At 41.6% G+C, this 12,441-nt stretch carries 10 protein-coding genes; all 10 read right to left on the bottom strand.

The window, feature by feature from the left end:
• Nucleotides 1–85: 85 nt before the first annotated feature.
• Nucleotides 86–766: a P-II family nitrogen regulator gene (locus ACWOEX_RS01815; RefSeq protein WP_455297553.1), complete on the bottom strand. Its 681-nt coding sequence runs from the start codon at nucleotides 764–766 to the stop codon at nucleotides 86–88.
• The gene (locus tag ACWOEX_RS01820) at nucleotides 766–2,256 is read right to left on the bottom strand and encodes a DUF1538 domain-containing protein (RefSeq protein WP_455297554.1); all 1,491 of its coding nucleotides are present in this window, start codon (nucleotides 2,254–2,256) and stop codon (nucleotides 766–768) included. Before ACWOEX_RS01820 ends, ACWOEX_RS01815 begins: the two co-directional genes overlap by 1 nt.
• Nucleotides 2,256–2,600, bottom strand: coding sequence for a hypothetical protein (locus tag ACWOEX_RS01825; protein ID WP_455297555.1), 345 nt, complete (start codon nucleotides 2,598–2,600; stop codon nucleotides 2,256–2,258). Before ACWOEX_RS01825 ends, ACWOEX_RS01820 begins: the two co-directional genes overlap by 1 nt.
• A 127-nt stretch (nucleotides 2,601–2,727) precedes the next feature.
• Entirely contained in the window at nucleotides 2,728–7,050 is a 4,323-nt protein-coding gene (locus ACWOEX_RS01830; RefSeq protein ID WP_455297556.1) for a PolC-type DNA polymerase III, read from the bottom strand.
• Between the two features lie 84 nt (nucleotides 7,051–7,134).
• Nucleotides 7,135–8,388, bottom strand: a complete 1,254-nt coding sequence (gene rseP, locus ACWOEX_RS01835; protein WP_455297557.1) for an RIP metalloprotease RseP — start codon at nucleotides 8,386–8,388, stop codon at nucleotides 7,135–7,137.
• Nucleotides 8,389–8,400: 12 nt separating this feature from the next.
• Nucleotides 8,401–9,207, bottom strand: a complete 807-nt coding sequence (locus ACWOEX_RS01840; RefSeq protein ID WP_455297558.1) for a phosphatidate cytidylyltransferase — start codon at nucleotides 9,205–9,207, stop codon at nucleotides 8,401–8,403.
• Between the two features lie 23 nt (nucleotides 9,208–9,230).
• A complete protein-coding gene (locus ACWOEX_RS01845; RefSeq protein ID WP_455297559.1) occupies nucleotides 9,231–9,965 on the bottom strand; it encodes an isoprenyl transferase in 735 nt (244 codons plus the stop codon).
• Nucleotides 9,966–10,136: 171 nt separating this feature from the next.
• The gene (gene frr, locus ACWOEX_RS01850) at nucleotides 10,137–10,697 is read right to left on the bottom strand and encodes a ribosome recycling factor (RefSeq protein WP_455297560.1); all 561 of its coding nucleotides are present in this window, start codon (nucleotides 10,695–10,697) and stop codon (nucleotides 10,137–10,139) included.
• 6 nt (nucleotides 10,698–10,703) lie between these two features.
• Nucleotides 10,704–11,426 (bottom strand): UMP kinase, encoded by a 723-nt coding sequence (gene pyrH, locus ACWOEX_RS01855; RefSeq protein ID WP_455297562.1) that lies wholly within the window; start codon nucleotides 11,424–11,426, stop codon nucleotides 10,704–10,706.
• An 82-nt stretch (nucleotides 11,427–11,508) separates the two neighbouring features.
• Nucleotides 11,509–12,387, bottom strand: a complete 879-nt coding sequence (gene tsf / locus ACWOEX_RS01860) for a translation elongation factor Ts (RefSeq protein ID WP_455297563.1) — start codon at nucleotides 12,385–12,387, stop codon at nucleotides 11,509–11,511.
• Nucleotides 12,388–12,441 lie beyond the last annotated feature (54 nt).

Below are 12,441 nucleotides of genomic sequence, written 5' to 3' on the forward strand. Positions count from 1 at the left end.
TTTCAATAAAAAGAGCGAGCGTCTCCGCTCACTCCTCTCGCCTTCTCTCAGCTAATCATATCAAACTATTATGTGAAGTGCAATATCAAGACAAGTGTTCATCCGCTGAATGAATACTACTGATACCAAGTGACCCATTCACCGGTGTTGTGAACTGAATGCCGTGCCCTGGGGTATTCAACGACAAAGCAGTATCGATATGATCTGCAATATCAACTAACATATCAGACGGAATCACTTGTAACACGATATCGCGTTCCAATTCGATTGGAATACTAAAAATCTTACGTGCATTCTTATCACCTATACCGCGTCCATGCAGTACTGTCGCACCTCTTGCGCCCTCTTCAGTCGCCAACTTAACAACCTTAGCCCCTTGATTACGGTCAACAATTGTCCAGAGTAATTGATGATCTTCTTGCTCAGCACTATCATCGAAGGCGTAGTCGTACTCACGCTTACCATAACAACTGGTAACATCTAAAGAAAAGAGAATACCGTGACCTTTTGCTGAAATATGAAATTTTTCTTCAGCAACTTGATGAATTTTTTCTTCATATTTCTTCTCAATTAACGTAATTACCACTTCACGACTACTATCGTGGACACCTAAACGGTTAGTAAACGCATCGGCAACGGTGCCTTTACCCTGAATCACCGTTGCTCCGTGAAAGTCCACCGATTTCAGATGCTTAACAAATTTTGCAGTAATTCCTTTTTTGATAATTGCGATAAAGGCAACTAATGATGACGATTGTTCTGCCATTATTCCGCCTCCGTTTCATTTTTTGCTTGTTCATCTTTTTTCATATTAATCGTAAAGATTAATCCTAATAGTAATACCATGGTAATTGGAACCATTGCAACCATCGCAATAATTCCGAAGCCATCTCTGACCGCATCAGCTTGTGGTAAGTATTCAGCAACCCCCTGAGAGAATGCTAGAATAAACGTTGCTGTCATTGGCCCTGACGCTACCCCACCGGCATCAAATGCGATACCTGTGAACAAATCATCTACGAAGTATGTCAGGATAAGTGATAAACCAAAGAATGCGAGAACAAAATGCCAGAGTTCTAACGCAGGAATCATGATCTTCAGCATGGCCAACGCACCAGCGACGCCGACAGAAAGACAGAAGGTGCCGATCAATAGTTTCTGATTGATGAAACCACCTGTAATTTCTTCAACTTGATCTCCGAGAACGTGGACAGCTGGTTCAGCTAATACAGCCACAAATCCTAATACTGCCGAGACAACAGGTAGCCAATTCTCAAACCCTTCAGATAACTGCTCACCAAGATAATGCCCCATATCAAAGAATCCCTGATTGACTCCTGTTAAGAACAGCACTAAACCGATGAATGTATAGGCGATCCCTTTGAGAATATCACCAAGTTCTTCCTTTTCGGTATGGAAATAGAAGTGATTCATCGCCCAAAAAATCAACATAATCGGTGCGAGCGATAATAATGTTTCTAAAATGGTTGGACCAAATGAGTTGATATATGGTTCAAAAATGCCTTGTGTATATTCATAGGCGGACCCTGTACCACTCAGATCTGTAGCCACAAACAGCGACATCAGCATCACCGCAATAATCGGTCCTGTACTCATCGCCCCAACTAGCCCGAACGAGTCTTTTTCAGACGATTCGCCGGATTTCAATGCGGATGCACTCGCACCGATTCTCAAAATAAATGGTGTGGTTAATGCACCTGTCGTTGATCCTGAAGAGTCAAATCCCATGGCAATAAAGTCAGTGGATGCGAGTAGGCAGATGACGAAGATCAATCCATAGGTCGCTGTATAGAAGTATTTCAATGGGATCCCCTTTAAGACACGAACCATCCCCATCGATACCATAGCTCCGACACCGATACCAACAACTGAAATAATCAATCCTGCTGATAACATACCTCCAGTTGCCTCAGCAATTTGTTCACCGAGAACAGCTAAATCTGGTTCAGCAACTGTCACACTGAATCCAATCAGGAAAGTCAGAAACAGTATAAATTTAATCGACGAACTTTTGACGATTGACTCCCCCATCTTTTCACCGATTGGCGTCATCCCAACGTCAATACCGAGTAAGAAAATGGTCAAACCGAGGATTAAACATACCGCGCCGATGATGAATCGAATCATCATATCGCCAGGAATGTCAACCATGAAGAGTGACAAGAGAAACACAATGACGACGATCGGAAGTACCGATGTCATCGTTTCTTTTAATTTATCGTAAAGTAGTTGCATTAAAATTCCTCGATTTCTTCGCTAATCCCTTTGTTATACAAACCAGTTGCTTGGTTAACCTCCGCACCGAAGATAATACCTGTACCAGGTTTTTCGAAATCTAATGCTTGGCAGATACTTTTAGAAATCGTGGACGCTTGACTTTCTGGAACAACCATTACGACAATATCTTTTTGTGGATCAATTGGGACGTGTAATGCGTTATCGACATCAGCCATTTCTAACCCTCCACGTCCATGAAGACTGGTTGCGCCGACTGCACCTTTTTGACGTGCAACCTTAAGGACATCACGTCCAATTTCACGGTCAACAATTGCGGTTAACATGACATTTTTCTCCGTCATATGGATCTCCTCTCTAATTCTTGCTACAAAAAAGCAGGATTCGTACCTGATACTCGTGTACGAATCCTACTTTATAACCTATTACTACTATAACGAAAGCTAGCAGTAACCTCAAATAATATACTAATTACATATCAAATAAGCTCAATTGGTTCTCATCTGGCAAATTATCCACCATATGATACTGTGTCATGAAGTCAATGGTTGACTGTGATACATGCGCACGTTTTTTGAGGTCTTCTTTGGATAAGAATGGTGATTCTTCGCGTGCCGCAATAATTTGATGTGCAACACTCGTCCCGAGACCTGGGATTGCGCGGAACGGAGCAATCAATGCTTTATTTTCTTCATCAATGATAAAACTTTCAGCATCGGATTTCTCGAGATCTACCATTTCAAATCGATAGCCACGCTCCCACATTTCGTTAACAAGTTCTAACACAATTTGTAGATCCTGCTCTTTCTTCGTCGCATCATTGCCTTTTGCCATAATCTCTTTTAGACGCCCTTTACATGTCTCAAGTCCCCCTGACATGTTCGGCAGATCGAAATCATACGCACGAACACTGAGGTACGCACAGTAATAGTAAAGTGGTTTGTGTACTTTAAACCATGCCACACGTAACGCATTCAAAACATATGCTGCAGCGTGCGCCTTTGGGAACATGTACTTAATCTTTGTACATGACCACATGAACCATTCTGGTACATTATGTTCCTTCATAATCGCACGGTGTTCCTCTGATAAACCTTTACCCTTACGTACTTTTTCCATGATTTGGAAAGAGTCACTCGTCGGCACGCCCATATGAATTAAGTCCATCATGATATCGTCACGACACCCGATAACTTCCTTCAATTCCAAACCTTTTTCACGCACAAGCACCTGTGAGTTCCCAAGCCATACGTCTGTACCATGTGATAACCCAGAAATTTGCACGAGTTCCGCAAAGGTGCTCGGATGCGTATCTTCTAACATTTGACGGACAAAACGTGTCCCAAACTCTGGAATACCAAATGTTCCTGTTTTAGAGAAAATCTGTTCCGGCGTCACTCCCAACGCATCCGTACCATTAAAAATCTTATAAACTTCCGCATCATCGGTCGGAATAGCTGTCGGCGCAATGCCTGAAAGATCCTGCAATTTACGAATAACCGTTGGATCATCGTGGCCCAGACAGTCTAACTTCAGCACATTATCATGGATAGAATGGAAATCGAAATGCGTGGTCCGCCATGAGGCATTCTGTTCATCAGCTGGATACTGTACAGGAGTAAAATCAAAAACATCCATATCATCTGGAATAACAATAATCCCTCCTGGATGCTGTCCTGTGGTTCGTTTTGCACCTGTCGCACCTTTCGCATAAAAATCACGTTCGGCTGGGCGTAAGTTTAAGTTATTATCGCGATCATACCCAAGTACATAACCATATGCTGTTTTTTCAGCCACTGTTGAAATGGTTCCAGCCTTAAACACATGATCTTCTCCGAACAAGACTTTGGTATATTCGTGCGCATCTGCTTGATACTCCCCGGAGAAGTTCAGATCGATATCCGGCACCTTGTCACCATGGAAACCTAAAAATGTTTCGAATGGAATCTCATGCCCATCTTTCATCATCAGTTCGCCACACTCCGGGCACTTCTTATCCGGTAAATCAAACCCTGAACCAATTTCACCATGCGTGAAAAATTCACTGTGATGACAGTTTAAGCAGACATAGTGCGGCGACAGTGGGTTAACTTCGGTAATTCCTAACATTGTCGCCACAAATGATGACCCGACAGAACCGCGACTACCAACGATATAGCCATCATCATTCGATTTAGCTACCAGTTTCTGCGCGATATAGTAAATCACAGAGAACCCATTACCAATAATACTTTTGAGCTCACGTTCCAAACGCTCACTCACAATTTCTGGCAGTTCATCTCCATAAATATCATGAGCTCGTTGGTAAGAATCATCTCTAATTGCTTCCTCGGCACCGTTAATATGCGGTGTATATAACTTATTATGGATTGGTTCGATCTCATCGATCATATCCGCAATCTTTTGGGAGTTTTCAATAACAATACGATGTGCGGTTTCCTCTCCTAAAAAGCTAAAAGCTTCTAGCATCTCATTAGTTGTTCTGAAGTGTGCTTCTGGGAAAGATTTCATCGGCGGATGACTCTTATCTGAGTTTTTCAAGATCTCGCGATAAATCTTATCTTCTGGGTTGAGATAATGCACATCACCTGTTGCAACGACTGGAATGTCCAGATCTTTTCCAATCTCTAAGATATTTTTAATAATCTTTTCCAATTCTTGTTCATTATGTACAAGATTCTTATCAAGCAACGGCTGATAAACTTCTTTAGGCTGAATCTCAAGAAAATCATACTTTTTAGCTTTATCACTCGCCTGTGATTTTCCTTTTTGCATGGCGGCTTCCCACACTTCACCTTCGGCACATGCAGAACCTACGAGGAGATGTTTTCGATATTTATTCAATACAGATCTCGGAATACGCGGCACACGATAGAAGTATTTCACGTTCGAGGCACTGACGAGCTTGAACATATCCTTTAATCCCTCTTGATCCTTTGCGAGTAAGGTGACGTGGAAAGGACGTCCGTTTTTATACGCATCATTTTGACCGAGGTCGTTATTCAATTCATCGTGATAGCGATAGCCATGATCTTCCTTCGCTTCATTAACGAAGATCCAAGCCAACGCCCCCGTTGATTCTGCATCGTAAATCGCACGGTGATGTTGTTCAAGATTGACTTTGTAATGTTTAGCGAGTGTATTCAAGCGGTAAGATTTAAATTCTGGATGAAGGAAGCGTGCAAATTCTAACGTGTCGATCACCGCATTATCCGCTTCTGGTAAGCCATAGCGACGATAAGCTGTGTTTAAAAAGCCCATGTCGAATGTGGCATTGTGAGCGACAAGAATCGTACCCTCTGCCCAGTTTCTGAAATCATTAATGATATCTTCTTCTGGTCTGGCATCCGCAACCATATCATCCGTAATACTTGTTAAATCCGTCGTAAATTTTGACAGAGGATGACCAGGATTGATAAATTCACTAAATTCATCAATCACATTGCCCTTTTCCATTTTCACGGCTGATAGTTCGATAATTTTATCGTAGATCGCCGATAAGCCTGTCGTTTCGACGTCGAAGACAACATAGGTCGCATCTTCCAAATTGATGTGTTGTGGTTGGTAGGCAATTGGAATACCATCATCCACCACATTGGCTTCCATTCCATACAATACTTTGATGCCATTCGCTTTTGCAGCACGGCTCGCCTCCGGAAAAGCTTGCACTCCGCCGTGATCTGTTAAAGCTATCGCAGACATTCCCCATTTTTTAGCTTGTTCGACATAATCGGTAATGGTATTCGTCGCATCTAACGCACTCATCTTCGTATGTAAATGTAATTCTACACGTTTCTCTTCAGCCGTATCCTGCCGTACGTCTTTGCTGATTTCTTCAAGATCATACACATTGAGTACTAAATCTCTAAGGAAGCGGTCATCCATACGAATGTCACCGCGTACACGCAGCCACATTCCCGTCTTAATTGCTTTGAATATAGCTACTTCTTCATCATTTTTTGAGAATTTAGAAATACTAAACGCACTCGTATAGTCTGAAATTTTAGCATTAAGGATACAGCGTCCTGTCTTCAACTCTTTGACTTCAACTTCAAAAACGACCCCTTCCATAATGACACCACGTTCCTCTTCCTTGAAAGAGGACATCGGTTGAAGTGGTGTGTCATTCGGAATATCACGACCGATATTGATTTTATCAGGGATAATCGTTTCAGGTTCTTTTGCTTGCTGTTCTTGACGTTCAATCGCTTTTTTCGCAATTTCTTGTTGCTCTTTTTCAAGTGCTTCTTTACGCGAGTTAAAGTTTTCCATGCGATCATTGACCGTCTCAGTATCAACAATGACATTTAAACGAAAATCTGGAAAGCCCAGTTTGCGATAGCCTGACACTATAGATTGAGCATAGCGATTTTCAATCGTTGCTTGTACTTGTTGATTTTCAGCACGTAATGTAATGGCGCGCTGTTCTAGATCAATGGTCGGCAGCTGCTGACACAATAATTGCTTAGCGACGCCATCATTTAAAGCTTCACGCTCAACAACCAGTGGCCAATAAGCCTCCCATTCTTCTTCCGTAGGGAAGCGCTCATCCTCATAAGTGAGTTCAACTTCAGTCGCCGCAATACCTAAAAATTTCTTTTGAATCCCGTGAATCAAACGTTTCGCTTGAGCCGCACTGAGTCGTCTCTCAAACCGCAATTGGAACGTATATCGTCTGGAATGCGTATGAATCGTTACATCGGCCACGCGACCACTCTGCATATTTTGGTCATCTGGTTGCCAGCCTAGCTGTGTCATCAAAACTTGAAATAATTGCTCTTCTGATTGTTTCATTCGTTTACTGAACTCTCCTCTGCAATGAAAAAAGTGATATGCCTCACTGTTGTTTGTGCTTGTACATATCACTTTCTTTAATACCTAAAAGAAACGCATAATATCGTTCCACGTCACGGCAATGAATAAGATCAAAATCCCAATAGCACCTGCCAAATTGATCATACCTTCTGTTTTCGCGCTCAATGGCTTACCACGAACGGATTCGATCAAATTAAGAACGACTTTCCCCCCATCAAGTGCTGGGAAAGGCAACATATTAACCATACCCAAATTGATACTTAGGTAGGCGAGTAGGGATAACACTGCCGTAAAGCCAATATCTGCGACTTGTGTGGTCGCTTGGTACATGTAGACAGGACCACCAAAATTATTGATATCAAATCCTGTTTTAAACATTGAAACGATCACACCAATAACACCTGTAATAATTGTCCAAGCTTGTGTGAAGCCATATTTAATCTTGCTCCAAAAACCTTGTTCAATGGTACGCTCAGCCCCCATCAAACCAACCGTCTCCCCGTTAGAAAGTTCTTGAGCTTTTGGCGTTACTGTGACTGTTTGGTTATCGGATAATGTCACCGTCACTTCTTGATTCGGATATTTTTGAATTTCTTGTTGAATCGCTGTAAAACTATCGACTGTGGTTTGATTAACTTGGATGATCTGATCGCCCTCCTTTAACCCTGCAGCTTGTGCTGGGGAATCTGCCTGAATATTCCCTAGCGTATTACTATTTGAGGGAACGCCACCCTGCAAGAAAGCAATCAGCACAAAGGCTAAAATTCCTAGAATAAAATTCTGAATAGGTCCTGCAATATTTGTTAATAGTCGATCAAATAATTTTGCTGATTGAAATTGACGTTCTGGCGGTGCAACACGCACAATATTGCCGTCCGATTCAATAACCGTCGCTTGATGACTAATCGTATAGGTGACAGGGTCGGTTTCACCATAAGGAATCGCTTTTAATGTAAATGCTTGATCCATATCACCTTCGATCGTCTCTACTGGCAATCCATCCACAATATCCTCATCTTCATCAAAAGATATGCGATCAATTTCATGCGCATCATTGAATCCAATGATGATCGGCTGTCCTGGGGTGAAATATTCACTATTTTCTTCTAAACCGGCCATCCGCACATAACCACCGAGTGGCAATAACCTTAGACTGTACGTTGTTTCTTCACCCTCATAATGGAAAAGCAACGGCCCCATACCAATCGAAAATTCGCGAACAAAAATTCCCGCACGCTTAGCCATAATAAAATGACCGAATTCGTGAAAAATCACTAAAATACCGAAGATAAGAATGAAAATAATAATTGCTTTCATAACTAACTCCTACTAAATCACTAACATTAATAGATAATGAAACATTGGCAATACTAAGAGCATGTTATCAAAGCGATCTAAAATACCGCCATGCCCCGGTAATAAATGTCCACTATCCTTCACATCATAGTAACGTTTTACGGCGGATTCTAGAAGATCGCCGAGCTGTCCGAAAATCGCTAACCCAATCGTTACAATCACTAACTGCAATAATGTCAATGTTGGGAAAGGATCATGAAAGTATGGGATAAGCATCAAAATAATACTAATCACGACAGCACCTCCAATACCACCGAGTGAGCCTTCGATTGTTTTGTTCGGCGAAATTTTAGGAGCCAATTTATGTTTCCCAGTCATCACACCTGTAAAGTAAGCGAATGTATCGTTAGCGAAACAAACAAATAAGATAAAGATAATACTAGACAGACTAATGTCACGTGTTTCAATTAAAAACCGGAATCCCATACCGATATACATTGCCCCACTCCCAAGCGCTGCCGCTCTAGGAAACGTAAATTGATCTGCTTTAAAAACAGTTACTGCAGCTAATGCCAAAAAACTCAAATAGGAAAACCAAGTTGGCATACTGTCTAAGTGATGTATTTGAATCACACCAAACGGAAAAAGACTGTAAATCATAACGATATAGCCGATTAACGCTTCGATACTGTGCCATTTAATAGCCATCATATGAATTAACTCTAAAAATCCAATTGATGCAATAGCCCAAACGAAGATCTCAAATGGTAAGCCACCGATAATTACAAACGGAAAGAAGATCGCTGCAGCAACAATTGCTGTGATGATACGTTCTGTCATCTGTCTATGCTCCCTTCATCGGTCTATCCTGTCAATCCGCCAAAACGACGCTTGCGATGCTGAAATTCGCCGATACAGTGCGTAAACAATTCCTGATCAAAATCAGGCCAAAAACGGTCTATGAAATACAATTCCGAGTAAGCGAGTTGCCACAAAAGGAAATTACTCAATCTTACTTCACCACTGGAACGGATAAGGAAATCTGGATCACTATTGTCTCCTAATTCCGCAGTCATTAAATGTTTAGAAATGAGTGCTTCATCGATTTGAGCTGGCGATAACTTTTGCTGTGCGATTTCCTGTCCAATATTCTGTACAGCTTGAACGATCTCTGCTCTTGCTCCGTAATTAAAAGCAATATTTAACAGTAAACCATCATTATCAACCGTTAAGTGTTCGGCACGATGTATAGCTTCTAAAGTATTTTTAGGAATATCCGTCGTAAACCCCATCATGCGCACTTGAACGTTATTTTCAATCAGTTCAGGTAGAACCTCTTCTTCCATATATTTCGGCAAGTTCATCAAAAAGCGTACTTCTGAAACTGGACGCTTCCAATTTTCTGTAGAAAATGCATAGAGGGTAAGTACTTCAATTCCCATTTTTGCTGCGACAGTTGCGACACGGCGAACTGCTTGCAGTCCCTCACGATGCCCGTCCGTACGTTTCAACTGGCGGGCGGTTGCCCAACGCCCATTCCCATCCATAATGATGGCCACGTGCTTGGGGATAACACCTTGTGGGTCAAATTCCCTCATCAACTAAATTCCTCTCTATTCTTGTTAACTTTTTATTCATTACCTTTCATTATAGTATAGTTGTCGCGTTGCAACAATAAAATACCCTATTTAAAGGGTATCAAATTCAAAAAGCATAATAAAAACGCCTGTACAGAGCGCTTCTCTGTTACAGACGTTTGACTAGATGAATTAGTGTTCACGAATTTCGTTATTTTTTGTTTCAGCGATTTCTTCTAAGTCAGCGATCGCTTTATCTGTTAATTTCTGGATATCATCTTCATAAGTACGACGGTCATCTTCCGTAATTTCGCTAGCTTTTTCCGCTTTTTTGATCGCGTCATTCGCATCACGACGAATATGACGAACGGCTACTTTTGCTTTTTCGAGAGCTTTACCGACAACTTTTGTTAATTCTTCACGGCGTTCTTTCGTTAAAGCTGGAATAATGATACGAATTTTATCACCATCGTTCGTTGGTGATACACCGAGGTCTGCTTGTTGTAAGGCATGATCGATCGCAGACAATGCGGTCTTATCGTAAGGTGTTACCATCAACATACGTGCTTCCGGAATCGTAATAGAAGCAATCTGATTCAATGGCGTTGGCGCACCGTAGTAATCAACAGTTACACCGTTTAATAAACTAGCGTTAGCCACTCCTGCACGAATCTGTGCTAATTCATCACGAAGACTTTGTTCTGTCTTCTGCATACGTTGTTTGGTGTCATTCATTGTATCTTTCATTGACATTTTTGATTATCCTTTCACAACGGTTCCGATTTCTTCACCAAGCATTACACGACGAATATTACCAGGTGTATTTAAGTCAAACACAACCAATGGAATTTCATTATCCATACTCAATGAGCTAGCTGTTGAATCCATGACTTGTAAATGCTTCTCAATGATATCGGAGTGCGTTAACTCTTCATATTTTTCAGCAGTTTTATCAATGTTCGGATCAGCACTGTATACACCGTCTACACCGTTCTTCGCCATTAAAATCACATCAGCATCGATTTCAGCGGCGCGTAATGCAGCGGTTGTATCGGTCGAGAAGTACGGATTACCTGTACCACCAGCAAAAATAACCACACGTCCCTTTTCTAAGTGACGAATCGCACGTCTACGAATGTAAGGTTCTGCAACTTCACTCATTTCAATCGCTGTTTGCACACGCGTTGAAACGCCGAGGTTTTCTAAGGAATCTTGGAGGCCAAGCGCATTCATAATAGTCGCAAGCATTCCCATGTAGTCAGCTTGTGCGCGTTCCATACCAATTTCTTCACCAGTACGCCCACGCCAGATATTTCCGCCACCGACAACAATCGCGAGTTCTGCACCTAATGCATGAACTTCTTCGACTTCTTTTGCAATTTTTTTCATGGTTTGTGGATCAATACCAAAGCCTTTTTCACCAGCTAGTGCTTCACCACTTAATTTCATAACCACACGTTTATATTTAACTTGTTCTGACATACTTCTCTCCTTAAACAAAAAGGTTGGGAATTCCCAACCTCATCAGCCTCATCCCATCAGATAAGTCTTCAATCTGACTAAATTATTTCTTCATCTGTGCTTCAACTTCAGCAGCGAAGTCTTCCTGGCGTTTTTCAATACCTTCACCAACAGCGTAACGACGGAAGTCAACGATTTCAGAGTCGTTTGCTTTGAGGTATTCACCAACCGTTTGGCTGTCGTCGATCAAGAAGTCTTGGTCAACTAATACTGTTTGAGAGAAGAATTTGTGCATACGACCATCAACGATACGGTCAATAATCTTCTCTGGTTTACCTTCGTTAATTGTTTCTTGAGTCAACACTTCACGTTCGTGTGCTTTAACGTCTTCTGGAACATCAGCTTCTGTAGCGTATTTAGGTGCAATACCACCAACGTGCAATGCAACGTTACGTGCTACATCTTCCTTATCAGTCTTCAACTGTACCAATGTTGCGTTTGCACCGCCCATATGTACGTATTGACCGAATAATTCGTCGTCGCCTTTTTCAAAGATCGTGAAACGACGTAATACTAAGTGTTCACCAATGACAGAAATCTGTTGTGTAATGTAGTCGGATAATTTGTCACCTTCAATAGTAACGTTTTCCAATGCTTCTTCAACAGATGCTGGTTTGTCAGCTAACAATGCATGCGCAATAGTATCGATCATTGTTTGGAATTTTTCGTTTTTAGCAACGAAGTCTGTTTCAGAGTTAACTTCCAAAATAACAGCGTCATTACCTTCAACAACAACTTTAGCTAAACCTTCAGCAGCAATACGGCCTGCTTTTTTCTCAGCTTTTACTTGTCCTGTTTCACGCAAGTGGTCGATTGCTTTATCAATGTCACCATCTGTTGCTTCCAATGCACGTTTAGCATCCATCATGCCGGCACCGGTACGGTCACGCAATTCTTTTACTTGTTTTGCACTGATTGCCATTCTTATAATTCCTCCCAAAAGTGTTTAATTTACTTAATTCTGTTATAAAAAATG

It is taken from the genome of Aerococcus vaginalis, from assembly GCF_053762225.1.